16 protein-coding genes and 1 pseudogene are annotated in these 25,599 nt (G+C 69.4%); 9 read left to right on the plus strand and 8 right to left on the minus strand.

Features of this window, described 5'->3' with window-relative positions:
- Positions 1-246: 246 nt before the first annotated feature.
- The gene (locus GLA29479_RS01085; protein ID WP_057970519.1) at positions 247-2,337 is read left to right on the plus strand and encodes a S8 family serine peptidase; all 2,091 of its coding nucleotides are present in this window, start codon (positions 247-249) and stop codon (positions 2,335-2,337) included.
- A gap of 105 nt (positions 2,338-2,442) precedes the next feature.
- On the opposite strand, the gene GLA29479_RS01090 is transcribed toward GLA29479_RS01085, so the two are convergent.
- The gene (locus GLA29479_RS01090) at positions 2,443-3,840 is read right to left on the minus strand and encodes a GntP family permease (protein WP_057970520.1); all 1,398 of its coding nucleotides are present in this window, start codon (positions 3,838-3,840) and stop codon (positions 2,443-2,445) included.
- A gap of 303 nt (positions 3,841-4,143) precedes the next feature.
- Between GLA29479_RS01090 and GLA29479_RS01095 the strand changes: the two genes are divergently transcribed.
- Positions 4,144-6,330: a TonB-dependent receptor gene (locus GLA29479_RS01095; protein ID WP_057920081.1), complete on the plus strand. Its 2,187-nt coding sequence runs from the start codon at positions 4,144-4,146 to the stop codon at positions 6,328-6,330.
- 448 nt (positions 6,331-6,778) lie between these two features.
- Positions 6,779-10,129: a hybrid sensor histidine kinase/response regulator gene (locus GLA29479_RS01100; protein WP_057970521.1), complete on the plus strand. Its 3,351-nt coding sequence runs from the start codon at positions 6,779-6,781 to the stop codon at positions 10,127-10,129.
- Between the two features lie 349 nt (positions 10,130-10,478).
- Here GLA29479_RS01100 and GLA29479_RS01105 read toward each other — a convergent pair whose 3' ends face one another.
- Positions 10,479-11,144: a response regulator transcription factor gene (locus GLA29479_RS01105; RefSeq protein WP_031370838.1), complete on the minus strand. Its 666-nt coding sequence runs from the start codon at positions 11,142-11,144 to the stop codon at positions 10,479-10,481.
- Positions 11,145-11,255: 111 nt separating this feature from the next.
- Here GLA29479_RS01105 and GLA29479_RS01110 point away from each other — a divergent pair, with 111 nt between their 5' ends.
- Entirely contained in the window at positions 11,256-13,229 is a 1,974-nt protein-coding gene (locus GLA29479_RS01110; protein WP_248842780.1) for a D-(-)-3-hydroxybutyrate oligomer hydrolase, read from the plus strand.
- A 280-nt stretch (positions 13,230-13,509) separates the two neighbouring features.
- Positions 13,510-14,124 carry a CDP-diacylglycerol--serine O-phosphatidyltransferase gene (pssA, locus tag GLA29479_RS01115; RefSeq protein WP_031370836.1) on the plus strand — a complete coding sequence of 205 codons (615 nt, stop codon included), beginning with the start codon at positions 13,510-13,512 and terminating at the stop codon, positions 14,122-14,124.
- 196 nt (positions 14,125-14,320) lie between these two features.
- Here pssA and GLA29479_RS01120 read toward each other — a convergent pair whose 3' ends face one another.
- The 4 genes and pseudogenes from GLA29479_RS01120 to lexA form a co-directional block, all read right to left on the minus strand.
- The gene (locus GLA29479_RS01120; protein WP_057970522.1) at positions 14,321-17,446 is read right to left on the minus strand and encodes an error-prone DNA polymerase; all 3,126 of its coding nucleotides are present in this window, start codon (positions 17,444-17,446) and stop codon (positions 14,321-14,323) included.
- Positions 17,443-18,882 carry a Y-family DNA polymerase gene (locus tag GLA29479_RS01125; RefSeq protein ID WP_057970523.1) on the minus strand — a complete coding sequence of 480 codons (1,440 nt, stop codon included), beginning with the start codon at positions 18,880-18,882 and terminating at the stop codon, positions 17,443-17,445. Before GLA29479_RS01125 ends, GLA29479_RS01120 begins: the two co-directional genes overlap by 4 nt.
- Positions 18,883-19,099: 217 nt before the next feature.
- Positions 19,100-19,723: pseudogene (imuA, locus tag GLA29479_RS01130) on the minus strand (translesion DNA synthesis-associated protein ImuA); the annotation flags it as partial.
- 8 nt (positions 19,724-19,731) lie between these two features.
- Positions 19,732-20,430, minus strand: coding sequence for a transcriptional repressor LexA (gene lexA / locus GLA29479_RS01135; protein ID WP_057970524.1), 699 nt, complete (start codon positions 20,428-20,430; stop codon positions 19,732-19,734).
- 383 nt (positions 20,431-20,813) lie between these two features.
- Between lexA and GLA29479_RS01140 the strand changes: the two genes are divergently transcribed.
- The 4 genes from GLA29479_RS01140 to GLA29479_RS01155 are packed head-to-tail and all read left to right on the plus strand — an operon-like array spanning position 20,814 to position 24,263.
- Positions 20,814-21,491 carry a GbsR/MarR family transcriptional regulator gene (locus GLA29479_RS01140; protein ID WP_082638185.1) on the plus strand — a complete coding sequence of 226 codons (678 nt, stop codon included), beginning with the start codon at positions 20,814-20,816 and terminating at the stop codon, positions 21,489-21,491.
- A gap of 55 nt (positions 21,492-21,546) precedes the next feature.
- Entirely contained in the window at positions 21,547-21,984 is a 438-nt protein-coding gene (locus GLA29479_RS01145) for a thiol-disulfide oxidoreductase DCC family protein (protein WP_057970525.1), read from the plus strand.
- Between the two features lie 13 nt (positions 21,985-21,997).
- A complete protein-coding gene (locus GLA29479_RS01150) occupies positions 21,998-23,569 on the plus strand; it encodes a TIGR01777 family oxidoreductase (protein WP_057970526.1) in 1,572 nt (523 codons plus the stop codon).
- On the plus strand, positions 23,535-24,263 hold the full coding sequence (locus GLA29479_RS01155) for a DUF4166 domain-containing protein (protein WP_057918209.1): 729 nt from the start codon (positions 23,535-23,537) through the stop codon (positions 24,261-24,263). Before GLA29479_RS01150 ends, GLA29479_RS01155 begins: the two co-directional genes overlap by 35 nt.
- A gap of 116 nt (positions 24,264-24,379) precedes the next feature.
- Here the strand turns inward: GLA29479_RS01155 and GLA29479_RS01160 are convergent, their stop codons facing one another.
- Both GLA29479_RS01160 and GLA29479_RS25530 read right to left on the minus strand, forming a co-directional pair.
- Entirely contained in the window at positions 24,380-24,856 is a 477-nt protein-coding gene (locus GLA29479_RS01160) for an RES family NAD+ phosphorylase (protein WP_057918208.1), read from the minus strand.
- 34 nt (positions 24,857-24,890) lie between these two features.
- On the minus strand, positions 24,891-25,514 hold the full coding sequence (locus GLA29479_RS25530) for an antitoxin Xre/MbcA/ParS toxin-binding domain-containing protein (protein ID WP_081930626.1): 624 nt from the start codon (positions 25,512-25,514) through the stop codon (positions 24,891-24,893).
- Between the last annotated feature and the right edge of the window lie 85 nt (positions 25,515-25,599).

Raw genomic sequence — 25,599 nt, forward strand, 5'->3', positions numbered from 1 at the left:
CGCCGTCTCAGGCTGCGGCGGGGCGTTGCCTGCGCCTGCCGGCGCGCATCGCTTTCTGTGATGCCACTCAACGTCGCTGCCGGAACGCCGTTCGTATTCACGTGGACGCCGCCCCGGCCCGGGCGCAGTGTCGGTAGCCGTCCCACGACGCCAGCAGCAGGGACGCCCGCAGTCGCGCTTCAGCACTCTCTAACCCGAGCCGCCGTCGGCAACGACGGCGTTCCATCGATCCATCGGAGAATTCGCATGACCGACCGTCGTCTGTTGCATCTCGCCATCGCCGTAGCGATCGGCTTCGCCGCCACCGCCTCCTCGGCACCGGCCGCTACGTCCGCCGCCGATCCGCGTTTCGAACTCGACCTCGGCGGGTTGCGCTTCGATCCGCTCGCCTCGACGCCTGTGCAACCCGGCAGTGCCTGGGGCCGCACCCGCGCCGATGGCGAGGATTGGCGCCTGATTCAGTTCAGCGGCCCGGTGCGCCAGGCCTGGCTCGACGAACTGCGCCGTGCCGGCCTGGAGCCGGTGCAATACGTCCATCCCTACACCTACGTCGCCTGGGGCCGTCGCGATGCTTTGGCGCGGCTCTCCGGTCGTCCTGAAGTGCGCTGGAGCGGCGATTTCCTGCCTGCGTATCGGGTGCAGCCCGAACTGCGCAAGGCCGCACTGCGCAAGGCCGCGGCCGGGCCGGTCGAGGTCGACGTGATCAGCCGTCGCGGCAACTCCGGCTTCGTCACCGCCTTGAACGTGCTCGGTGCGAGCAAGGTCGGCGCCGACGCGCGCGCGATCGACCGCCATCTGCAGGCGCAGACCTTGCGTCTGTCCGCCGACCGCCTCTCGGCGCTGGCGCAGACGCCGGGCGTGTACAGCGTGCAGAGCGTGCCGACCGACGGCGGCCTGCGCGGCGAGATCAGCAGCCAGATCAACGCCGGCAACGTCAACGCGGGCAATCTCGCCTTGCCCGGCTATCGCGCCTATCTGACCTCGATCGGCGTCGACGGCACCGGCGTGACCATGGCCAACGTCGACAGCGGCATCTACCACACCCATCCCGATCTGGCTGCGCGCATGACCACCTGCGTGGGCAGCACCTGCGGCGCGGCGGCGAGCAGCGCGCACGGCACCCACACCGCGGCGATCATGGCCGGCGACGGCGCCTCCAACGTCAACGTCAGCACCGCGAACGGCAGCTTCCGCCGCGGCCTGGGCGTGGCGCCGGGCGCCAAGCTGGTCGAGCAGCGTTATTCGCCGACCTACAGCCAGGCCGGCGGCATGTTGTTGTTGATGACCCAGTCGGTGCGCAACCGCGCGGTGATCTCCGGCAACAGCTGGGGCCCGGCCGGCACGCCGCGCGGTTACGACAACGCTACCCGCCAAGTCGATGTCGGCGTGCGCGATGCCGACCCCGATGCGCCCGGCGATCAGCCGTTGAACTACGTGCTGTCGTTCATGAACGGCAATGGCGGCACCCAGAGCCAGGGCACCCCGGACGAAGCCAAGAACACCTTCACCATCGGCTCGACCAAGGGCCAGACCTCGGCCACGGTGCAACTGACCGCGATTAACGACTTGTCCAGCAACACCGCGCACGGCCCGGCCCTCGACGGTCGCCGCATTCCGAGCATGGTCGCGCCGGGGTGTTCGATCGATTCGGCCAACAGCGCGACCGGCCACGGCCTGATGTGCGGCACCAGCATGGCCTCGCCGCAGGTCGCCGGCGCCAGCGCCTTGTTCGTGCAGTACTACCGCACGCGCTTCGGCGTCGACCCGAGCCCGGCGCTGACCAAGGCCGCCTACACCGCGGTCGCGCAGAACCTGATCGGCCGTCTCGATGCAGACGGCGGCACCCTGGGTACCGCGCCGGACAGCAAGCAGGGCTGGGGACGCATGCTGATCAAGCCGGTGCTGCAGCCGGCGCAGAGCGTGCAGTACCTCGACCAGAGCCGCGTGTTCAATGCCAGCGGCGAGAACTGGACGCGCAGCTTCACCGCGGCCGACCCGAGCCAGCCGATCCGGATCATGCTGGTCTGGACCGATGCGCCCGGCCACGGCCTCGGCGGCACCACGCCGGCCTGGAACAACAACCTCGACCTGCGCGTCACCGCCGGCGCGAGCACCTATCTGGGCAATGTTTTCTCCAGCAGCGGTTGGTCGGTCACCGGCGGCAGCGCCGATGCCAGGAACAACGGCGAAGGCGTGTTCCTGCAGCCCGTGCAGCACGGCGGCAGCGTCAACGTCGAAGTGCGCGCGACCGACATCAACTCCAACGCACTGCCGAACTCCGGCGACGACACCGACCAGGACTTCGCCCTGGTCTGCTACAACTGCGCCGGCAGCTGATTCGCTTCATCCGGCTATGCAGAACCCCTCTCCCGCCAGCGGGAGAGGGGCAGGGGTGAGGGCAGCGGTGCGTAGCGAAGCCTCGATGCAGGCGAACGCGCCGCCTCACACCACCCCGGTCGCATAGAACACCCCGATCACCACGAACACCGCCATGGTCTTGATCAGGGTGATCGCGAACACGTCCTTGTAGGCTTGGCGATGGGTCAGGCCGGTCACCGCCAGCAGGGTGATCACCGCGCCGTTGTGCGGCAGCGTGTCCATGCCGCCGGAGGCCATCGCGGCGACGCGATGCAGCACTTCCATCGGGATGCCGGCGGCGTTGGCGTTGGCGATGAAGCTGTCGGCCATGGCCGCGAGCGCGATGCTCATGCCGCCGGAGGCCGAGCCGGTGATGCCGGCCAGGGCCGTCACCGTGACCGCTTCGTTGACCAGCGGGTTCGGGATCGCGGCCAGGGCATTGGCGACTACCAGGAAGCCCGGCAGCGCCGCGATCACCGCGCCGAAACCGTATTCGCTGGCGGTGTTCATCGCCGCGAGCAGGGCGCCGCCGATCGCCGCTTTGCTGCCTTCGGCGAAGCTCGCCGTCACCGGTTTCCAGGCGCAGACGACCACCGCGGCGATGCCGATCAACAGCGCGCCTTCGACCGCCCAGATCGCGGCGATCTTCGACACCTCCTGGACCACCGGCGCGGCATCGCCGATCACCGCCGGGTCGAAACGATGCTGCGCGCCGTAGACCTGCGGCAACCACACGCTGAAAGCTTTGTTGGCGATGCCGACCAGCAGCAGCGGCAGGATCGCGACCGCCGGATGGGCGAGGCGGCCGCCGGCGAACGGCGCCGGTTCGTTGATCAGATTCTCGCCGTAGCCTTCGCCGGTGCGCAGCGCGACCCGGCGGCGCCAGTTCAGATAGAGCAGGCCGACGATCAGGATGAACACGCCGCCGATCAGGCCGAGCCAGGGCGCGGCCCAGGTGTCGGTGCCGAAGAACGCGGTCGGGATGATGTTCTGGATCTGCGGCGTGCCCGGCAGCGCGTCCATGGTGAAGGTGAACGCGCCGAGCGCGATGGTGCCGGGGATCAGTCGCTTGGGAATGTCGCTCTGGCGGAACAGCTCGGCGGCGAAGGGATACACCGCGAACACCACCACGAACAGCGACACGCCGCCGTAGGTGAGCAGGGCGCAGACCGCGACGATCGACAGCATGGCGCGCTCGCGCCCGAGCAGGCGGATGGTCGCGGCGACGATCGACTTGGAGAAGCCCGAGACCTCGATCAGCTTGCCGAACACCGCGCCGAGCAGGAACACCGGGAAATACAGCTTGAGGAAGCCGACCATCTTGTCCATGAACAGGCCGGTGAACATCGGCGCGACCAGGCTCGGGTCGGTCAGCAGCACCGCGCCGAGCGCCGCCACCGGCGCGAACAGGATCACGCTGTGGCCGCGGTAGGCGACATACATCAGGAAGCACAGCGCGGCCAGCACGATCACGAACGCCATCGGTTTCTTTCCCCGTGACGAACGTCCAGGCCCGTCGGTGCGCGCAGTGTCGGCAAGCGCGGGCGGGCGGGGCATTGTCCGAAGGTACAGCTGCCGGACGCGACCGCGTCCTCATAGTCTGCGCGGCATGACGGGGGCCTTCGTCCAGCTGCCGCCGCCATTCTCGCGTGGGGGCGGAATGGCGGCGGTGCGGACACCGGCCCACCGCGATCGCTACGAACGGCCGCTACAAGGGGAGAGACACACGTGAAGCAAGGCAAGCAGACACGCAGCAAGATCGGTCACAGCACGTTGAGCCTGGCGATCGCCGGCGCGTTGCTGGCGCCGGCCGCCTGGGCGCAGGAAGCCGCGCCGGCCGCCGAAGCGCAGGCCAAGACGCTGGGTTCGATCACCGTGACCGCGCGCAAGCGCGAGGAGACCTTGCAGGAGGTGCCGGTCGCGATCACCGCCTTCACGCCCGAGGCGCTGGACCGGCTCAATGTCGAGGACCTCAGCGATCTCGACGCGCAGGTGCCCAACCTGACCATCTACGCCGCGCGCGGTTCCAGCAGCACCATCACCGCCTACATCCGCGGCGTCGGCCAGTCCGATCCGCTGTGGGGCGTCGACCCCGGCGTCGGCATCTACATGGACGATGTCTACATCGCCCGTCCGCAGGGCGCCTTGCTCGACGTGTTCGACGTTGAGCGCATCGAAGTGCTGCGCGGCCCGCAGGGCACGCTGTACGGCAAGAACACCATCGGCGGCGCGATCAAGTACATCTCGCGCGGCCTGCCGACCTCGCTCGACGGCTTCGCCTCGGTCACCGTCGGCAACTACGGCCAGCTCGACGTCAAGGCGGCGATCGCCGGCCCGATCGGCGGCAGCACCCAGGGCGGCGATGCGACCCTGCGCGGCCGCCTGTCGGTGGCCAGCCTCAACCGCGACGGTTTCGGCGAGAACGTCGTCACCGGCCAGGACGTCAGCGACAAAGAGATTCTGGCCCTGCGCGGCAGCCTCGGCGCCTACGTCAGCGACGAGCTCGACATCCAGTTCGCCTTCGACTGGATGGACGACCAGTCCGGCGTGCGCGGCGCCAAGATGCTCGCCGCCAACCGCTTCGCCCCGGGCCAGGCGCCGTTGAATTCGCGCTATGACATCCGCAGCGGCATGCCGAACATCAACGACACCACCATCAAGGGCGCGTCGGCGACGGTCAACTGGCGCGCCAGCGAGGACTGGAGCTTCAAGTACGTGCTGGCCAAGCGCGAGTCGGACACCGAAACCAACATCGACTTCGACACCCTGCAGAACAAGATCGCCGACGTGAAGGCGTTCTACAGCGACCAGCAGATCACCCACGAGCTGCAGGCCAATTACGACGGCGGCGGCCGCGCCCGCGGCGTCATGGGCGTGTACGCCTTCGACGGCGAAGCCGGCGGTCAGGTGCTCAACAACTTCTTCAACCTCAGCTTCGGCGACACCCAGGGCACGGTCTTCACCGAGAGCATCGCCGCCTATGCCGACTGGACTTTCGATCTGACCGACAAGCTCAAGCTCGACGTCGGCGTGCGCTACACCGACGAGGACAAGCGCGCCAAGGTGCTCAACCGCGGCTACCGCGACGCCAGTTTCAGCGTGCCCAACGGCCTGGTCGCGGCGAATTTCGACCGCAAGATCAACTTCAAGAACACCTCGCCGAAGATCTCGCTCGACTACCAGATCGCGCCCGACATCCTGCTGTACGGCCTGGCCACGCGCGGCTTCAAGTCCGGCGGCTACAACATCCGCGCCCAGGCCGCGGCGGTGCCGCGTTCGGCCGAGCCCTTCGACGACGAGGTCGTCGACAGCTTCGAGGTCGGAAGCAAGATGGCCTTCTTCGATCAGCGCCTGTTCTTGAACCTGGCTTACTTCCACAACGATTACAAAGACATCCAGCTGTCGGTGTTCACCGCCTACGACAGCAACGGCGACGGCACGAACGACGCCTTCTTCGGCGATTTCACCAACGCCGGCTCCGGCACCGTGCAGGGCCTGGAAGTCGAGTACCAGTGGCTGCCGAACGAGCATTGGCTGATTTCGGGCAACCTGGCCTGGCTCGACGCCAAGTACGACGACTTCATCTACGCCGGCGTCAACATCGCCGACGAGCAGGAGTTCACCAATGCCCCGGATTTCTCCGGCGCGCTCAACGTCGAGTACCGCACCGACCTGAGCAACGGCAGCAATCTGTCGGCGCGCGTGGGCTACAGCTACCAGAGCGACGTGGTGGCGACCACCGAGATCATCCGCACCGGCGCGGTGCCGATCACCCAGGACGGTTACGGCCTGGTCAATGCCGGCGTGACCTGGAAGAGCCCGGGCCCGTGGACGGTGTCGCTGCAGGGCACCAACCTGGCCGATAAGGAGTACCGCACCACCGGTTACAGCCTCAATTCGGCCTTGGGCGTCTACACCGGCTTCTACGGCCCGCCGCGCCAGTACACCCTGTCGGTGAAGTACGCGTTCTGATCGTTGCCGCGGCGACCGACGACGTCGCCGTGACGGCGTGAATCCTCTGCCACGGATGGCGGGGATTCGTTTTGGCTGGCTTGAGCTTGAATGGAGAAGCCAAAGCCAAAGCCAAAAGCAAATCCCCCTCGGCCCCCTTTTCCAAAGGGGGAAGTACTTCGGGGCGGTGCGATTGATCGCGAAACTCCAGCCGTTCCCTCGTGCAAACGGGGAAGTGCTTCGGGGAGATTCGTACCCACCCAAAGCCCCTGCTGTTCCCCCCTTTGTTGAGGGAGCAGGGGGGCTTTAGCTTTTAGCCTGTGCCTGTGCCTGTGCCTGTGCCTGTGCCTGTGCCTGTGCTCCTGCTTTTGTCTTCGCCCAGCCGAAGCCAGCGCACACCCACGCCAATCCCCATCCGCCGCAGCGAACCGCTGCGCTATCCTGCGCCGATGCGTCCACTCGCCGCCTCATGCTGAGCCTTACCGTCGTCGCGCTGGCCAGCCTGGCTTGGCTGGCGCTGATGTTCGGCACCGCGCTGTTCGCCGAGCGGCGGCCGAACGTGCTGGCGCGGCATTGGCGCCATATCTATGCGCTGTCGCTCGCGGTGCACTGCACCTCGTGGACCTTCTACGGCACGGTCACCCAGGCGGCGCGCTACGGCTGGCCGTTGCCGCCGACCTTTCTCGGCTCGATCCTGTTCTACGCGCTCGCGCTCGGCTTCATGGTCAAGCTGGTCAAGCTGGCGCGCGAAACCAACGCGACCTCGCTGGCCGACCTGATCGCCACGCGCCTGGGCAAGGACGCCTGGCTCGCGGCGCTGGTGACCTTGATCGCCGCGCTCGGCCTGATCCCCTACATCGCCTTGCAGCTCAAGGCCGTGGCGATGAGCTTCGCGATGCTGACCACGCGCGCGATCGACGGCGTGGCGCTGCCGGCGTGGCGCGACAGCGCGCTGTACGTGGCCTTGGCGATGGCCTTGTTCGCGATGCTGTTCGGCACCCGCCGCGCCAGCGCGGCCGAACACAACCGCGGCCTGGTCCTGGCGATGGCGTTCGAGTCGGTGTTCAAGCTCGCCGCGATGCTCGCGCTCGGCGCCTTCGTCTGGTTCGGGCTCGGCGATCTGCCGCAAGCCGCGGCGGTCGCCGTCGACGCACCGGCGCAGCCGGCCGGCGGTTTCGTGCCGCTGGTGCTGCTCGGCGGGCTGGCGATGTTCATCCTGCCGCACCAGTTCCACGTCGCCGTGGTCGAGTGCCGCGATGAAGCCGACGTGCGCACCGCGCGCTGGCAGTTCCCGTTGTATCTGCTGCTGATCGCGTTGCCGGTGCTGCCGCTGGCCAAGGTCGGGCAATCGCTGCTCGGCAGCCAGGTGCCCTCGGACCTGTACGTGCTGGCCTTGCCGCTGGCGCAAGGGCACGAGTCGCTGGCGCTGTTCGCCTTCCTCGGCGGGCTCAGCGCCGCCACCGGCATGGTCGTGGTCAGCACCCTGACCCTGAGCCTGATGATCGGCAACCACTGGTTCGCGCCGGGCCTGTTGCGCGGCGCCTGGGCGCGCAACGACGACTTGCGCGGGCGCGTGCTCGCGCTGCGCCGCGCCGGCATCGTCGCGATCATGCTGCTGGCCTGGGGCTATAGCCGCCTGATCGCCGGCAGCGAGGCCTTGGCCGACGTCGGCGCGGTGTCGTTCTCGGCGCTGGCGACCTTGGCGCCGGCGCTGGCGTTCGCGGTGTGGCGGCCGCAGACGCCGGCGCGCGCCGCCTTTGCCGGCATCGTCGCCGGCTTTCTCGCCTGGGCCTGGGTGTTGCTGTTGCCGCTGTTGTACGAGGCGCGCGGCATCGCGCCGTCGTGGTTGCACGAGGGGCCGCTCGGCTGGCATTGGCTGGCGCCGGAGCGTTTGTTCGGCCTGACCGGCTGGAGCCGGCTCGGTCGTGCGGTCGGCGTCAGTCTGTTCATCGGCACCTTGACCACCGTGCTGGCGGCGCTGTGGCGGCGCGAATCGCCGCGCCACGCCCGCCGCGGGCTCGATGCGCAGACCTTGCGCGACGCCGGCCTGCGTTTCCTGTCGCGCGAAAGAGTCGCGCAATTGCTCGACGGCGTGCCGGCCGGCGGCGCGGTCGACGCCACGGTCGAGGCCGGGGTCGAACGCGAACTCGCCGCGGTGCTCGGTTCGGCTTCGGCACGGGTGTTGCTGGATGCGGCGCGGCGCGAGGCCGGGCGTGATCTCGACACGGTCGCGGCGATCGTCGGCGAGGCCTCGGCCGACCTGCGTTTCAACCAGCGTCTGCTCGAAGCGGCGCTGCAGAACATGAGCCAGGGCATCAGCGTGGTCGATGCGCAACTGCGCCTGGTCGCCTGGAACCGCCGCTATGCCGAGCTGTTCGGCTATCCGGCCGAGTTGCTGCAGGTCGGCCGGCCGATCGCCGATCTCGCGCGCTGGGCGATGCAGCGCTTGCCGATGCAGGCCGAGATCGAATATTCGCTGGAGCGGCGCCTGGCCTTCATGCGCGCCGGCACCGCGCATCTGTCCGAACGCGTGCTCGCCGACGGCAGCATCATCGAGATCCGCGGCAACCCCATGCCCGGCGGCGGTTTCGTCGCCACCTTCACCGACGTCACCGCGTTCCGGCGCGCCGAAGCCGGTCTGATCCAGGCCAACGAAACCCTGGAGCAACGCGTCGCCGAGCGCACCGCCGACCTCGAAGTCGCGACCCGCGAGGCCGAGCGCGCCAACGAAGCCAAGAGCCGCTTCCTCGCCGCGGTCGGCCACGACCTCATGCAGCCCTTGCACGCCGCGCAGTTGTTCACCGATGCGCTGGCGCAGCAGGTCGCCGACCCGGCGCAACGCGAGACCGTGGCGCAGATCGGCGGCGCGCTCGATTCCACCGGCGATCTGTTGACCGGTTTGCTCGACATGTCGCGTTTGCAAGCCGGCGGCCTGGTGCCGCAGCCGCGTGAGTTTCCGCTCGCCGAAGTGTTGGAGCCGCTGGCTTCCGAATTCGGCGCGATTGCGGCCGCGCGCGGCCTGCGTTTCCGTTATGTCGCCTCGCGCGCATGGACGCGCAGCGACCCGCAGTTGTTGCGTCGGGTGTTGCAGAACTTCCTTGCCAATGCGGTGCGTTACACCGCGCAGGGGCGGGTGCTGATCGGCGTGCGCCGGCGCGGCGGCGGGCTGTCGATCGAAGTGCACGACAGCGGCCCGGGCATCGCCGCCGAACAGCGCACGATGATCTTCGAGGAATTCCGCCGAGGCGAGGATGCGCCGGGGCAGGGCCTCGGCCTGGGTCTGTCGATCGCCGACCGCATCGCGCAATTGCTCGACGCGCCACTGAGCCTGCACAGCCGAGTCGGCCACGGCACCGCCTTCGGCGTGCGTCTGCCGAGCCTGCCCGCACCGCAGCCGATCGCATCGCAGCCGGTCGCACCTGCCGGCGCAACGCGCGGTATCGCCGGGTTGCGCGTGCTCGCGGTGGACAACGATCCGCAGGCCTTGGGCGCATTGAGCGAGACGCTGCGGCGCTGGGGCTGCGCCGTGGTCACCGCCAGCGTCGGCGAGGACGCACGCCGGGCGATGCGCGAGCAGCCTGCAGCGCTGTGGCTGTTCGACTACCACCTCGACGACGACGACACCGGCGTGGCCCTGGCGCAGCGGCTCAGCGACGAGTTCGGCGCGCGGCCCTGCCTGCTGTTGAGCGCCGACACCGGTGCTGCGGTGCGGCAATCGGTGCATGCCGCCGGCTGGTCGCTGCTGGCCAAACCGGTCAAGCCGCTGGCCCTGAAATCGGTGCTCGACCGTTTGCTCGCCGCGGGCGGAATCGAGCGCTGAGCGGCATTGCCGCGCCCACCTTCGGGTGGTGACCAAGCGTGAGCAAAGTCAAGGAAATTTAGTGGTCATTTTCTAGCCAACCCTATTGCAATGCTTGTGTAGCAATGCGTTGCGAGTGGTTCGAAGAGAACTGTCCGCAGGCTTGTCCACAGGCTGTGTGGACAACACGGGGGGCGAAAACGATAAACAGCCTGAATGTGCCGACGTCTGTGTCACGTGCGTCGTCGCAGGCCTATCACGATCCGCGATGGCGTGCGCAGTCTTGACGGCGCGAGTGTCCGACGCTAGACGCCACCAAGGACTCCGGGGTCGAGCGGCGGACGCGGAACGTCCGAGCCGACGCTTGCGCTTAGTCTTCGATTCGCCGCGCCGGGTCGGACAATTCGAGTTCGCGCAAGACCACGCCGGCCTGGGTGCGGTTGCGCACGCCGAGGCGGTCGAAGATTGCCGACAGATGCGCCTTGACCGTGCGTTCCTGCACGTCGAGGCGATCGGCGATCTGTTTGTTGAGCAGGCCTTGCGCGACCAGGGTCAGCACCCGGAACTGCTGCGGCGATAGACTGGCCAAGCGCGAGGCGAGGTCGGCGTCGCCGCGCTCGCTGTGGGTGCGTGCGACCGCAGCGCGCAACGAGGCCGGCAGCCACTGCTCGCAAGCGAGCACCGCGCGGATCGCGTCGCGCAATTCGTCCAGGCCGGAACTCTTGGGCAGATAACCGGCGGCGCCGTGGTCGAGCGCACGCCGCACCACGCGCGGATCGTCGTTGGCCGACACCACCGCGACCGCGGTGCCCGGGTACTGCGCGCGGATCGCCGCGAGCCCGGCCAGACCGTGGTTGCCGGGCATGTGCAGATCGAGCAGGACCAGGTCGATGCCGGGCTCGGCTTCGAGCGCGGCGAGGGTGTCGTCGAGCGTGCCGGCCTCGCGAATCATGGTGTCGGGCACGGCGTCGGCGGCGGCCTGGCGTAGCGCGGCGCGGAACAGCGGGTGGTCGTCGGCGATCAGCAGGGTCGGCATCGCCCTAAGCCTAGCAGGCCGGGCGCATCGGCCGCGGCCGCCGCTGCGCGGGAACCACGGGCTGTACGAAAGTACGATGAGGCGGTGCGCGCGACTTGCTAGCCTGCGACGATGAGCGCCCAATCCCTTCGCACCGTCGCGGCCAGCGCCGCCCTCGTCCTGCTGGCTTGCGCAGCCTCGCCGCCGGCGGTTGCCGCCAAGCCGCGGGCCGCCGCCCCGAACGCCCGCCAGGAAGCCGCACCGATGTTCAGCGCCGAACGCCAGACCGAGCATCGTGGCGAACACGACGACCTGCTCAGCGCCGGCCTCGGCCTCGACGGCTTGCGCGCGATGGTGCCGCCTGCGTTCGCCGACGCCGCGCACCCCACCGCTGCGGAGTTGCGCCGGCGCGCGTTGTGGGCGAACTGGCGCGGCATCGCCGACCTCGCCCCGGGCGGCGGCTACGGCGAGCTCTACGGCAGCCTCGCGCGCGTGCAGGGGCGCGAGTTCAGCGCGTTCGCGAGCTTGCCCGGCGCCCATCAGCCGCATCGCGTGCTGGTGCAAGTGCCCGACGAGTTCGATGCCAAGAAACGCTGCCTGGTGGTCAGCGCTTCGTCGGGCTCGCGCGGCATCTACGGCTCGATCGCGGTCGCCGGCGCCTGGGGCCTGCCGAAAGGCTGCGCGGTGGCCTATACCGACAAGGGCGCGGGCACCGATTATTTCGATTTCGACGCCGGCATCGGTGTGCGCGCCGACGGCACCACCGGCCCGGTCGCCGAAGGCGGGCTGGCCTTTACTCCGGATGCGAGCGAACGCGAAGCTTCGAAGGGCGTCGCCTTCAAGCATGCGCACTCGCGCGACAACCCCGAAGCCGACTGGGGCCGGCACGTGCGCCAGGCCGCGCAGTTCGGCTTGCGCTCGCTCGACCGCGCCTTCCCGAAACAGGCGCCTTTCACTTTCGCCAATACGCGGGTGATCGCGGTCGGCATTTCCAACGGCGGCGGCGCGGTGTTGCGCGCGGCCGAGCTCGGCGACGAGGATGGATCGGCCAACGGCTGGCTCGACGCGGTGGTGGCCGGCGAGCCGAACGTCTACGTCGAAGGTGCGCGGCCCTTGTACGACTACACCACCGAAGCCGCTTTGCTGATGCCCTGCGCCTTGCTGCACAAGCCGCTGGGCGCGATGCCGGTGGCGCCGATCAGCGGCGACAGCGCCGAATCGTTCTGCACTTACGCTGCCGCTTTGGGTCTGCTCGGCGACGCGGCCAGGCAGGCGAGCACGGAGGTGCGTGCGCAGGCCGCCTACGAACGCATGCGCGGCAACGGCTGGAGCGACGACGCGCTGCGTGCCGGCGCCTTGTCGGTCAACTTCGATCTGTGGCGCGCGGTCGCGGCGACCTACGCCTCGGCCTACGGCCGCTTCAGCGCCGCACAACAGCCGCGCACGCGCAGTCCCGATCAACCCTGGGTCCGCTATGTCTACAGTGCCGGCCAGGTCGCTCCGGGCGCGCCGATCAGCGAGCGCGCCGCCAGCGAAGCCGAGCGCGCGGCCTGGTGGTCCGATGCCAGCGGCATTCCGCCGGGCGCGGGCGTGTATCTGTTCGGTCCGAACGCGGCGCAGCCCGAGCAACGTCTCGCGCCGCTGGCGGGCCTGCGCGAGTTGTGGAACGGCGAAGCGCTCGGTGAGCAGCAGCCCGAGCGCGGCCTGGCGCTCGCCGCCGCGCAACAGCGCGTGCGCAAGGGCATCGAGGCGACCCGCGCCGCGGCGCCGCGCAAAGACCTGCCCATCGTGGTCGTGCACGGCCTCGACGACGGCCTGATCCCGCCGGCCTTCAGCAGCGCGCCCTACGTGGCGATGGCGCGCGAGGCCGGCGCGCAGGTGCGTTACTGGCAGGTGCGCAACGTCCAGCACTTCGACGCCTTCCTCGGCCTGCCGGCGCTGAGCGCGCGTTATCTGCCGTTGTTGCCCTATGTCTACGAGGCGCTCGACCGCGTCGACGCGCACCTCGACCGGGACCAGCCCTTGCCGGCCGATGCATTGATCCAGACCACGCCGCGCGCGCAAGGGCAGGCCTTGAAGGCCGCCGACCTGGCGATCCCGCGCTGAGGCGCCGGCGCGCCGTTCATCGGCGCGCAAGCCAGGCGCGCACACGGCGTTCATCCGCGCACCAACCGCCGCCATGCGGGCCTGAAGCAGGCCCGACGCGGTTCGCTGCGTGGTTCGCTGGCTCGGCGCTGCCGCTTGCGAGGGGGCGTGCCGAGGGTCGGCACCGGCGAGGATCGATGCCTTTGCGACCTCCGCCTCTTGCGGCGGACGCATCGGCTTTGGCAGGCTGAACGCCCTTCCTGGACGGCCCCCGCGGCCGTTCGCCACGGAGCAGCACCGCATGGCGCGTCATTTTTCGATGCTCCGCGAATTCCATCTCGCGGACTGGTTCACCCTCGCCAACGCCTTCTGCGGCACCGGCGCGATCTTCGCCGCGATGCGTTTCCTGCAGGAAGGCGGGGTGCGCGATTTGATGATCGGCATGGCGCTGATCCCGCTGGCCTTCATTTTCGATGCGCTCGACGGCCGCGTCGCGCGCTGGCGCAAGTCCTCGTCCACGCTCGGGCGCGAACTGGATTCGCTGGCCGACGTGATCTCCTTCGGCGTCGCGCCGGCGGCGCTGGCCTATGCCTGCGGCCTGCAGGGCGGTTGGGACTGGGTGGTGCTGAGCTATTTCGTCGGTTGCGGCGTCAGCCGCCTGGCGCGCTACAACGTCACCGCTGAAGCCCTGGCCGGCGACGAGGGCAAGGTCAAATACTTCGAGGGCACGCCGATCCCGACGAGCCTGCTGCTGGTGATCGTGCTCGCCATCGCCGCGGTGCAGGGCGACATCGGCGCCGATCTGTGGCTCGGCATGTTCAAGCTCGGGCCCTGGCAGTTCCATCCGCTGGTGCTGATGTTCGCGCTGTCGGGTTCGTTGATGATCAGCAAGACCTTGCGTATTCCCAAGCCCTGATCGAAAGCCTTGCGCGTGGTCGTGTCCTGCCTCGACGGCGGTGGCGCGCGCAGTGGACCGATCCCGTCTGCGCAACCACGCTGGATAGGTTGCGGCCCCGAGCCAAGCGTTCGATGGGCAGGTGTTCGACGGGCAGGAGCAAATCCCCCCTTTTTCCAAAGGGGGGGACGAAGCCATCGCGGCACGGCCGCGGCGCTCAGTGGAAGTCGCGCGAATGCGTGCTCAGGCTGCCGAGCAGGGCGGTCAGGTCTTCCATGCGCGAGACGATCAGGTTCTGCACGCCGTCGACGCGTTCCAGGCGCGCGTCGATCGCCATCAGCCGCGCTTCGACCAGGACCCGGCGCTGGCGCTGGGCGAGATCGCGCCAGACGATCGCATTGACCGTGCCGTCCTCGTCTTCGAGGCTGAGGAAGGTCACCCCGCCGGAGGTTTCCGGATGCTGGCGCACGGTCACCAGACCGGCGAAACGTATCAGGGTGCCGGACTCGGTCTTGGCCAGTTGCGAGGAACGCCGGCAGCGCCGCGCGTGCAGGGCGCTGCGCAGCAGCGACAAGGGATGGCGGCCGAGGGTGGTGCCGAGCAGGGCGTAATCGGCCTGCACGTCCTCACCGGCGGTCGGCAGCGGCAGCGACACCGGCGCTTCGTCGCGGGCCACGCCGGCGAACAGCGGCAACTGGGTGTCGACGCCGGCGACCGCCCAACGCGCGCGATGGCGATGGCCGGCGAGCGCGCGCAGCGCCCCCGAATCGGCGAGCAGGGCGCGCACGCGGGTGTCGATGGCGGCGCGCGTGCACAGGTCTTCGACGTCGCGCCACGGCGCCCGCACGCGCGCGTCGGCGATGCGCTCGGCCGAGGCCTCGTCGAAACCGTTGATCAGGCGCAACCCCATGCGGATCGCATGCGGATGCTTGCCGACCCGGCCGTGCACCGGTTCCAGGGTGCAGTCCCATTCGCTGTAGCGCACGTCGACCGGTAGCACTGCGACGCCGTGGCGGCGCGCGTCGTGGAGGATTTGCCCGGGCGTGTAGAAGCCCATCGGCATCGAGTTGATGACCCCGCAGGCGAACGCGGCCGGGTGGTGATGCTTGAGCCAGCAGCTGACGTAGGTGATCAGGGCGAAGCTGGCGGCATGCGACTCGGGAAAGCCGTAGCTGCCGAAACCCTTGATCTGCTCGAAGATGCGGTGGGCGAAGTCTTCCGTATAGCCCCGTTCGAGCATGCCCTCGCGCAATTTGTCGCGATGCGGTTCGAGCCCGCCGTGACGTTTCCAGGCCGCCATCGAGCGGCGCAGCTCATCGGCCTCGCCGGGCTCGTAGCCGGCGGCGACGATGGCGATCTGCATGACCTGTTCCTGGAACAGGGGCACGCCGAGGGTGCGCACCAGCACCGTGCGCAGCGCTTCCGAGGGGTATTCGACCAACTCGGGATTCTTGCGCCGCAGCAGGTAGGGGTTGACCATGTCGCCCTGGATCGGCCCGGGCCGCACGATCGCGATCTCGATCACCAAGTCGTAGAAAGTGCGTGGGCGCAGCCGCGGCAGCATCGACATCTGCGCGCGCGATTCGATCTGGAACACGCCGATGGTGTCGGCCTCGCAGATCATGTCGTAGACGGCCTCGTCCTCGCCGCGGGCGAGGATGCCGGCCATGTCGAGCTGGCCGTGGCCCTGGCGCTCGAGCGAGGCCAGGGTCTTGCGCACCGCGGTCAGCATGCCGAGCGCCAGGCAGTCGACCTTGAGGATGCCCAGGGCGTCGAGATCGTCCTTGTCCCATTGCACCACGGTGCGGTCGTCCATGGCCGCGTTCTCGACCGGCACCAGGGTGTGCAGCGGCCGCTCGGAGATCACGAAGCCGCCCGGGTGCTGCGACAGATGGCGCGGGAAGCCCTGTTGCACCAGATGCGCGGACAGCGCGACCACGCGTTGCAGCAGGGGCGAATCCGGGTCGAAGCCGCGTTCGCGCAGGTGCTCGGGCAAGGGCACGTCCTCGCTCCAGCGGTCGAGCGTGCGCGCGAGTTCGCCGATCTGGTCCTGCGGCATGCCCAGGGCGGCGGCGACGTTGCGCACCGCGCTGCGGCCGCGGTAGCTGATCGCCACCGCGGTCAGCGCCGCGCGTTCTCGGCCGTAGCGGTTGAACACGTATTGCAGCACTTCCTCGCGCCGTTCGTGCTCGAAGTCGACGTCGATGTCCGGCGGTTCGTTGCGCTCGATCGACATGAAACGTTCGAACAGCATGCCCATGCGGACCGGGTCGATCTCGGTGATGCCCAGCGCGTAACAGACCACCGAATTCGCCGCCGAGCCGCGGCCCTGGCAGAGAATGTCTTGCGAACGGGCGAAATCGACGATGTCGTGGACGGTGAGGAAATACGACTCGTAGTCGAGGTGGGCGATGACGCGCAGCTCGTGGTCGATCTGCTTTTGCGCATCCGCCGGCACGCCGTGCGGCCAACGCGCGGCGGCGCCTTTGGCGACCAGCCGCGGCAGCCAGGTCTTCGGGGTTTCGCCGGCCGGGATCAACTCGTGCGGGTACTGGTATTCGAGGTCGCGCTTGAGGTCGAAACGGCACATCGCCGCGATCCTCACGCTTTCTTCGAGCATCGCGCGCGGATAGATCGCCGCGAGCGCCTTGCGGATGCGCAGGTGGCGCTCGCCGTTCGGGAACAGGCGGTGGCCGGCCTCGGCGACGGTGGTGCGGTGGCGGATCGCGGTCAACACGTCCTGCAAGGGCCGGCGCGCGCGTTCGTGCATGTGCACGTCGCCGGCGGCGACGGTCGCCAGGCCATGGCGCGCCGCCAGCGCCTGCAGCTCGACCAGGCGAGCGTCGTCGTCGGGGCCGCGATGCAGTTCCACCGCCAGCCACAGGCGCGCGCCGAAACGCTCGCGTAGCCAGGCCGCGTGGGCGTCGTCGCGGTCGTCGCCGTCGGGCAGCCACAGCGCCAGCAGGCCTTCGCAGCGGCCGTCGAAATCCTCGGGCAGCGAGCGGTATTCGCCTTTCTTCGCGCGTCGCCGCGCGGTAGTGATCAATCCGCACAGCGAGGCGTAACCGGCCGGTTCGGCGACCAGCAGCACGATTCTGGGCCCGCCGTCGATGCGGATCTCGCTGCCGACGATCAGCGCCAGGCCGGTCTGTTTGGCCGCCTGCCAGGCACGCACGATGCCGGCCAGGGTGCACTCGTCGGTGATCGCCAGGGCGCGATAGCCCAGCGCTTGCGCGCGCTCGAACAATTCGCTGGCGATCGAGGCGCCGCGCTGGAAACTGAAAGCCGACAGGCAATGCAGTTCGGCGTAGTCGGGCAGGGCGCGGTCGGGCGGGGCGCTCATGCGAACCAGCCGTGCAGGATCAGCGGGCCGTCGCTGCCGGCGCTGCGGTAGACCCAGGCGCGCTGGCCTTTGACGGTTTCGACCAGGTAATAGTCGCGGCGCACGTCGCCTTCGTCCCACCAGCCCGATTCGATGCGCTCCGGGCCGGCCAGGACCCGGGCGACCTTGTCGTGCAGCGGCTCGGGTTCGCGCAGCAGCCAACCCGGGCGCAGCACTTTGCGTGCGTGCTTGTCGGCGCGCGCGGCGACATCGCCGGGCAGGCTGCGCCAGGCGCGCTCGGGACGATGGTCGGCTTGCGGCGCGAGACCCTGCACGCCATCGTCGCCGAGCCGCGCGCGCAGGCGTTCGCGCAACTGCGTCCACGGCAGCGCCTGTTGCGGGCGGGTGTCGAACAGGTCGCGGCGCGCCGGCACGAACGGCGGCAAGGCCTCGGCAAGCAGGCGCAAGCCGACCACCGCGGCCGGCAGCTGCGCCTGCTGCAGGCGGCCGCGCGCGAGTTCGAACAGCATCGTCGCATCGCGTTCCGGCGCGAGCAGCCCGACGACGACCTCGGTCGGCGGATGATTCAGGTGGTGGGCGTGGCGCTCGTGTTCGAGGATCAGCTTGAAGCGTTCGACGCCGCCGTCGCGGCCGGACAGATAGGCCGATAAGTCGGCGGTGAGCCGGCGCAGGGGAAACAACAACGCCAGGCTGGATTCGACTTCGTGGCCGAGCTCGATGCGCGCGTCGAAGGCGTCCGGCGGTTGGAAATAGACCAACGGCGGCGTCGCCGCGCCGCGCAATGCGTCGAGCCGGGTCAGCACGTCCTGGCCGAAGCGCCGCGCCAGCGGCGCGCGCGGCAGGGCGAAGACCGCGCCGAGTTTGCGCAGGCCCATGCGCTGCAGGGCTTCGACGGTGTCGGCGTCGAAACCGCTGCGTTCGATCGGCAACTTCGCCAGCATCGCTTCGAGCCGGTCGTCGTCGCAGCACAGCCCGTCTTCGATGTTGGTCAGCACGCGCGCGGCATGCGGGTTCGGGGCGGCGGCGATGCGATGGCGGAAACCCAGTTCGTGCAATTCCTGCGCGAGCCGTTCGCGCAACTGCGGCCACGGCCCGAACAAACGCCGGCTGCGCCCGACCTCAAGCACGATCGCATGCGGAAAAACGGTGCTGACCTGCGAGCTGTAGCGATAGGCCCAGGCGGCGAGCAATTGGCGCGCGTGTTCGGCGGCTTGCGGATCGTGGTCGACGGTCTGGAACCCGTCGGCGATCGCCTGCGCGGCGATCAGCGACATGCCGGGTTTCAGGCCGAGTGCGCGTGCGCCGGCGTTGACCGCATACAAACGCCGTCGCGCTTGCGGGCCGTCGACCAGGGCCAGCGCGCGTTCCGGTTCTGCATGTCCGCGCAGGACCACGTCGAGCGCCAGTTGCGGCAACAGCAGGCAGGCCCAGCGCATGTCCGTCGGCTCAACGCGGGCGCAGGGGCAGGACCTGCGCGGGACGCGCCGGCGACGGGTCGGGACGCGCGGGATCGACACGCGCGCCTGGGCTCGGCTGCGCGGCGAGGCGGATCGGTGGCGGCACGGCGGGTTCGCTGTGGCCCGGTTCGCTTTCGCTACGGATCGTTTCGATGCGCGTCGACGCCGCCGCATCGGCGATGCCGCTGCGCGCGCCATGGGCGAAGGCGATCGGCCGGGCCGGCGCATTGCCGCCGCGGCACTTGAGCACGCGCAGCTGCCGCGGCGCGGTGTCGATGGCGATGCGCAGCGCCGCCGGCGAAGGGTTTAACGCCGCGCGGCTGTCGCGCAGGGCGAAGCCCAGGCATTGCCCGGTCTCGGCCGCGACCTGCAGCCGGCGCAATGCGCGGTCGTCGGCGCGCTGCGGCCAGCACAGCACTGCGGCGCAAGCGCCTGAGCGCAGGCATTGCTCGGCCGCCCACAAGGCATCGCGATGCTGGGCGCGCACCCATTGCAAGCGCGCCGGCGCCACCCCGGCATCGCGCCAGGCCGGTGCATACGGCACGAACGGCGGGTCGATCAGGACGATCATGCGGCCGCCGTGCAGAGCGTCGTCCTGCGACAGCCGCGCCAACGCCGGCCACAGCAGTTCCAGTTCGCCGACGCCGTTGGCCGGCAACAGCAATTCGCTCAAGGCCGCCTCGGGCCAGCCGCCGGTCGGCAGGGCGGCGTCGAGCGCGGCGTGACCGGTGGATTGCGAGGAAGGCGCCAGGTTCGCCGACTGCCCGCGCCAGACCTGGCGGGTGTCGATCAAGCGATCCAACGCGACGATGTTGCTCATGGCCGCGCTCAGGCCCGGCGTACCAGGCCGCAGTAAATGCCTTCGATGGCGAAGTCGGCGTCGGCGGCGATCACGATAGGCGCGTAGTCGGGATTGCGCGGCAGCAACTCGATGCCGTCGGCGGTGATCTTCAGGCGCTTGATGGTGATTTCCTCGCCGATGCGCGCGACCACGGTCTGGCCGTTGGCGGCGTCGCGGGTGCGGTGCACGGCGACCAGGTCGCCGTCGAGGATGCCGTCTTCGCGCATCGAATCGCCCTTGACCCGCAGCAGGTAGTCCGGGCGCGGCGAGAACAGCAGGCGGTCGATCAGGACGTGGCTCTCGGCCTCGGCGGCGGCGCCGATCGGCGCGCCGGCGGCGACCCGGCCGAGGATCGGCAGGGGCAGGCGCGAATCGTCGCTGGCGGCGACAACGGCGCGGTCGGTGTGGTCGTAGCTGCCGGTGTCGAAGTCGCCCGTATCGAAGCCGCTCGTATCGAAGCCGCCGTCCAGGCCGCCCTGGTGGACCAGGCGGATGCCGCGGGCGCGGCCGGGCAGCAGCTCGATCAGCCCTTCGGCCTGTAAGGCCTGCAGGTGGTAGCCGGCCGAACGGTTCTGGCGGAAGCCGAAATGCGCGGCGATCTCCTGCTGCGACGGCGGCAGGCCGTCGGCGGCGATGCGTTCGCGCAGGTAGGCGAGGAGGGCGCGGCGGGTATCGGTCAGGCTCATGTACTAATCTTAGTAACAAATGGGCAAGCCGGTAAGACTTGATCGAGGCAGCCGACGGATGGTCCGGCTCGCAGCGCGAGCCTGCGTCGGGCCGGTCGCGCAGGCTGAGATCGCGGCTTCGTGCTCGGGATTCCGGGGGACGGGAATTCGGGGTAGGAGCGGCGCAAGCCGCGACCCCGGCCGGGAGGTCGTCGCTGGCCGCAAGCTGTGCGGCTTCGAAATGATCTGAAGGGCCTGCGTATTCGAGGCTTCGGGCGGTCGCGGCTTGCGCCGCTCCTACCCTTTGAAGCCTTGATCCGAACCGGCGGCGCGCCGACGAACGGAGATTGACTCCGGTCGGTTCATTCTTTAATTTCTGTCTAAACAGAAATAAGAGAAGGCCCATGCAGCTCAGCCCGCTCCAAGAGAAATTCATCCTCCACTGGGGCGAGATGGGCAGCCGTTGGGGCGTCAACCGCACGGTCGCCCAGATCCACGCGCTGCTGTTCCTGTCCGAGCGCGCGATCACCGCCGACGAGATCTGCGAGACCCTCAGCCTGGCGCGTTCCAACGTCAGCACCAGCCTCAAGGAGCTGCAGGGCTGGAACCTGGCCCGGGTCACCCACGTGCTCGGCGACCGCCGCGACCACTTCGAGACCTACAAGGACGTCTGGGACATCTTCCGCGCCGTGGTCCAGGAGCGCCGCCGGCGCGAGATCGAGCCGACCCTGAGCATGCTGCGCAGCTCGGTGCTCGACAGCGCCAGCCACCCGGCCGATCCGCGCGACCAGCGCACCCTGGAGCGCATGCGCGAGGTGCTGGACTTCATGGAGACCGGCACGAGCTGGATCGACGAGATGAACCGGCTCGACCCCAAGACCCTGATCAAGCTGCTCAAGATGGGCGCGCGCATCCAGCAGTACGTGCGCGGCCCGGTCAAGCCGCTGCCGCCTGCGCAGGCGCCGCCGGTCGAGCCTTATGCCGGGGCGGTTGCCGATCTCGAAGCAGACCCCGAAGCAGGCCAGCCCGACGCGCGCCAGCCCGAAGCCGGCCGCGCACGCGCCGGGGACGACCCGTCCTGAGCGTTTTTTTGCCCGGCAATTTCTCTAATTACCGAAATAACTGTAGGAGCAGGCCATGAGCAAGCACGATCCCGCCCCGCACGCCGTCATCGCCCTGTACGACCACGCTTGTCCGCTGTGCCGCACCGAGATGCACCGATTGAAGGCCCACGACCGTCGCGGCCGCCTGCAACTGATCGACATCGCCGCGCCGGACTTCGATGCCGCGCAGTGGGGCTTCGAGTTGGAGGCGCTGCGCAATGCCCTGCATGTGCGCCTGCCGAACGGCGAATGGCGGATCGGCGTGCCCGGCATCGCCGAGACCTATCGCGCGGTCGGCCTGGGCTGGCTGACCTGGCCGTTGCGCGTGCCGGGAGCGGGGCGCATGGCCGCGCGCGCCTACCGCTGGATCGCGCCGAACCGGCACCGCGTGTCGCGCTGGCTCGGCTATCGCGAGGCCGGGCACGAGCCCGCGCCGCGCTGCGACAACGAGCATTGCCCGACCCACTTCTGAGCGGAGCGCGATCATGGAACGTGTCTTCATCGCCTTGTTGCTGCTCCAGGTCGTACTGGGCGCGATCGACACCGTCGCCCATCACGAACTGATGGAAAAACTCGCCAACCGCCGCAGCGCCGCGCTCGAACTGAAACTGCATTCGGCGCGCGCCTTCATCTACGGCGCGTTGTTCCTGGTGTTCGCCTGGCTGCATCCGCAAGGCCTGTGGCTGGCGCTGGTGTGGGCGCTGGTGCTGGTCGAGGTCGCCATCACCCTGTGGGATTTCGTGGTCGAGGATGCGACCCGCCTGCTGCCGCCGACCGAGCGCGTGCTGCACACCGTCCTTGCCGTCAACGGCGGCGCGATGTTCGCCGTGTACGCCCTGGCGACCGCACAGGACTGGAGCGCGCCGAGCGCCTTGCTGCCGATCTCGCACGGTTGGGCGTCATGGGCGCTGACCGCCGCGGCGCTCGGCATCGGCGTCTCGGCGCTGCGCGATGGACTCGCCGCACGCGTCAATGCTGCCGAACCGGCGCCGCGCGCCTTGCTCGCCGGCCAGCCGCAGACCGGTTTCCTGATCAGCGGCGGCACCGGTTTCATCGGTACGGCGCTGGTCGAGGGCCTGGTCGCCGGCGGCCATCGCGTGACCGTGCTCAGTCGCGATCCGCGCCGCGCCGCCTTGCGCTTCGGCGGCCGCGTGCGTTGCATCGCCGATACCGCCGAATTGCGCGGCGACGAAGCCATCGACGTGGTGGTCAATCTTGCCGGCGCACCGGTGGTCGGCCCGCGTTGGACGCCAACGCGCAAGCATGCGTTGCGCGCGAGCCGCCTCGACACCACCCATGCCTTGCGCGCCTGGTGCGAGCGTTCGCAGCACAAGCCGGCGCTGTGGCTGCAGGCCAGCGCGATCGGCCTGTACGGCGCGCATGCGCGCAGCGGGCCGGAATTGCGCGAGCCCGCGGCGCAGGCCGGCGATTTCGCCAGCGAGCTGTGTCGCGACTGGGAACGCGCCGCCGCGCCGGTCAGCGAGTGGGGCGTGCGCCTGACCACGATGCGCCTGGGCCTGGTCCTGCACCGCAGCGGCGGGGTGTTGCCGATGCTGTCGCTGTCGGCCTCGCTCGGCGCCGGCGCGGTGCTCGGCGACGGCAAGCAGTGGTTCGCCTGGGTGCATCTGGACGACGTGCTGCGCTTCGTCGAACAAGCCGTCGAGCACGTCGGCATGCGCGGCCCCTACAACCTGGTCGCGCCGGGCGGCTGCACCCAGGCCGAGTTCACTCGCGCGTTGGCGCGCGGCCTGCATCGGCCGGCCTGGCTGCGCATGCCGGCCTGGCCGTTGCGCCAAGCGCTCGGTGAGATGTCGACGATGCTGCTCGACGGGCCGAAGGTCGAACCGCGCCGACTGCTCGATCAGCGTTATCGCTTCCTGCATCCCGATCTCGACGGCGCACTCAGCGCCGGTCGCGAGCGCGCTTGCCGTTCTACTTATTCGGGTGAAGAACACCCAGGGGACCAACATGGAACTGTTGAATCGGGCCGGAATGAATCACTCCGTCATGAAGCAGGCTGTGATGAATCGGGCCGCATACATTCTGGCCTGCTTTAAGCCCGTCGCAACGGCGAGCGAGGCAACCGCGACCGAACGCGGCCTTGCCGGTACGCGCGGCGAAACGCGTTTACCCGAAGCATCCGGCGATCTCGCCGCCTTGCTGCGGGCTGCGCTCGGAGCGCGTTGGAAGTTGCTGCATCCGCATATCCAGGCGCGCTTCACTCTCGGCGACGGCGAGGCGCAGGCCGAGTACGTCGGCAACATGCACCAGGTGCGCTGCACGCGCCTGGGCGGTTTGTTCGCGCGCGCGATCCGCTACGCGCGCGTGCTGCCGCACCAGAACGCCGACGAGGTGCCGTTCCGTTTCGACGTGCAACCTTTGCGCAGCGGCCTGGGCTGGATCAAGACCCGCACCTATCACTTCATCGACGAGGTGTTCAGTTTCCGCTCGCGCATGGTCCTCGGCGAAAACGGCGAATTGCTCGAGCATTTCGGCGGCGGCCTGGGCATGCGCGTGCGCCTGGAGGTGCTGCCGAACCGGCTGGTGTTCGTCGACCAGGGGTTTTTCCTGCACTGGCGCGGCCTGCGTTTGCCGTTGCCGCGGCCGTTCTGGCCGGGCCGCTTCGTTCTTGTGCATAGAGACCTCGACGCAGCGCATTTCGAAGTCACGATCGATGTCGTGCACCCGTGGTTCGGACCGCTGTTCCATCAGGACGGAACCTTCGAGCGCATGGAAGCGGCGCGGGTCTGACCGGCGAAGGAGACGCCGGGAAGGGCGCAGGGAAGCGCCGACAAGGACGGCGCAGGGGCCATGGACGGCCTGGCGCGGGGCAGGGAATGCACCGCGCCACGCAGCACCGATGCGGCTCAGGCCACCCGGAACAACACGTTGTAGTGGAAGCGCCGGCCGGTGGTCGCGCGCAGTTTCCTGGCGTCGCGGTGCTCGGGATTGATCAGGGCGTTGTATTCCTCCGGCACGATCACCGACGGCACCAACAGAATCGCCGAGGCTTGGCTGGCCAGCCATTGCGAACCCACGCGCACGCTGGCCATGCCCGCCGGCACCGCGTCCCAAGCGCCCGGCAGTTCCTGCGGCGACAGCTGCAGGCGCGCCTTCCAAACCGCGGCGGGCACGTCGATCGACACCACGTGCCGGTTCAAGGGCAGACCGTGCGCATCGACATAGGCCGCGGTTTCCAGCGCCGCCAGCGCCAATGAGGTGGCGGTGTAGAGCACCCGCTGGCCGTCGTCGTTCCAACGCCCGGGACGCGCGGCCGCGCCGGCGCCGCTGAGATCGTCGGCGCGATAGGCGCGGGTTTCGGTGGCGATGCGCCAGAGTTTCATGAGGCCGGCCTCGTCCTTGCGGCTGCGCCGGACGTCACTGGTAGGAGCCGCTTTCGAGCGAGCCGAGCAAACGCGCGACGACATCGAAGCCGGTCGGGGTGTCGAGCAGATCGGCCGGCTTGCGGCCGCCGAGCGCGGGCTGCGGCTGCTCGATCCAGCGCCCCAGCCACTTGGCCGAATCGAAGCCGCGCGCGCCTTCGGCGGTGCTCGCATCGACGATGGCCTCGGTGATGCCGAGCAAGCGCATGATGCCGAGCGCGGCCTGGCCGCTGGCGCCGGCGATGCGCGCCTGTTGCGCGGCCTTGCTTTCGGCGGTGGCCTTGGCGATGCCGAGGATGTTGAACATGCGCACTGCCGGCAGCTCCATGCTCGCGGCCATGTGCTTGACGACCTGCGCCGGCACGCCCTGGCGTTCGGCCGCCACGCGCTGCAGCGGCGTCGCCGAGCGCAGATAACTGACGTAGCCCTTGAGCGTGGCGGGGGCGCCGTGGACGTCCAGCGGCGGCTCCTTGACCGACAGACCGCGCTGGCGTTGGGAGGCGGGGTAGGCCTGCGATTCCTGCAGGCCGAGCTTGCTTTCGTGCACGCTGGACTGCGCGCGCCCCGCCGACTTGGCGAGCGGCTTGGCCGGCGAGGGCTTCTTGGCGGCTTTGCTCATGGCGGGGCTCTGTCTGGATCGGGACTCACTCTAGCACAAAACTGGACGGCCATCACAAGTGGCGCCGGGCCCGCCCGGGCCGCCC

The sequence above is a fragment of the Lysobacter antibioticus genome (assembly GCF_001442535.1).
GTDB lineage: Bacteria > Pseudomonadota > Gammaproteobacteria > Xanthomonadales > Xanthomonadaceae > Lysobacter > Lysobacter antibioticus.

What these genes read in the sequence shown, in the direction of transcription:
- GLA29479_RS01085 (WP_057970519.1), top strand. Translation starts at nt 247, where the DNA reads ATGACCGACCGTCGTCTGTTGCATCTCGCCATCGCCGTAGCGATCGGC.
- GLA29479_RS01090 (WP_057970520.1), bottom strand. Translation starts at nt 3,840, where the DNA reads ATGGCGTTCGTGATCGTGCTGGCCGCGCTGTGCTTCCTGATGTATGTC.
- GLA29479_RS01100 (WP_057970521.1), top strand. Translation starts at nt 6,779, where the DNA reads ATGCTGAGCCTTACCGTCGTCGCGCTGGCCAGCCTGGCTTGGCTGGCG.
- GLA29479_RS01105 (WP_031370838.1), bottom strand. Translation starts at nt 11,144, where the DNA reads ATGCCGACCCTGCTGATCGCCGACGACCACCCGCTGTTCCGCGCCGCG.
- GLA29479_RS01110 (WP_248842780.1), top strand. Translation starts at nt 11,256, where the DNA reads ATGAGCGCCCAATCCCTTCGCACCGTCGCGGCCAGCGCCGCCCTCGTC.
- pssA (WP_031370836.1), top strand. Translation starts at nt 13,510, where the DNA reads ATGGCGCGTCATTTTTCGATGCTCCGCGAATTCCATCTCGCGGACTGG.
- GLA29479_RS01120 (WP_057970522.1), bottom strand. Translation starts at nt 17,446, where the DNA reads ATGAGCGCCCCGCCCGACCGCGCCCTGCCCGACTACGCCGAACTGCAT.
- GLA29479_RS01125 (WP_057970523.1), bottom strand. Translation starts at nt 18,882, where the DNA reads ATGCGCTGGGCCTGCCTGCTGTTGCCGCAACTGGCGCTCGACGTGGTC.
- lexA (WP_057970524.1), bottom strand. Translation starts at nt 20,430, where the DNA reads ATGAGCCTGACCGATACCCGCCGCGCCCTCCTCGCCTACCTGCGCGAA.
- GLA29479_RS01140 (WP_082638185.1), top strand. Translation starts at nt 20,814, where the DNA reads ATGCAGCTCAGCCCGCTCCAAGAGAAATTCATCCTCCACTGGGGCGAG.
- GLA29479_RS01145 (WP_057970525.1), top strand. Translation starts at nt 21,547, where the DNA reads ATGAGCAAGCACGATCCCGCCCCGCACGCCGTCATCGCCCTGTACGAC.
- GLA29479_RS01150 (WP_057970526.1), top strand. Translation starts at nt 21,998, where the DNA reads ATGGAACGTGTCTTCATCGCCTTGTTGCTGCTCCAGGTCGTACTGGGC.
- GLA29479_RS01155 (WP_057918209.1), top strand. Translation starts at nt 23,535, where the DNA reads ATGAATCGGGCCGCATACATTCTGGCCTGCTTTAAGCCCGTCGCAACG.
- GLA29479_RS01160 (WP_057918208.1), bottom strand. Translation starts at nt 24,856, where the DNA reads ATGAAACTCTGGCGCATCGCCACCGAAACCCGCGCCTATCGCGCCGAC.
- GLA29479_RS25530 (WP_081930626.1), bottom strand. Translation starts at nt 25,514, where the DNA reads ATGAGCAAAGCCGCCAAGAAGCCCTCGCCGGCCAAGCCGCTCGCCAAG.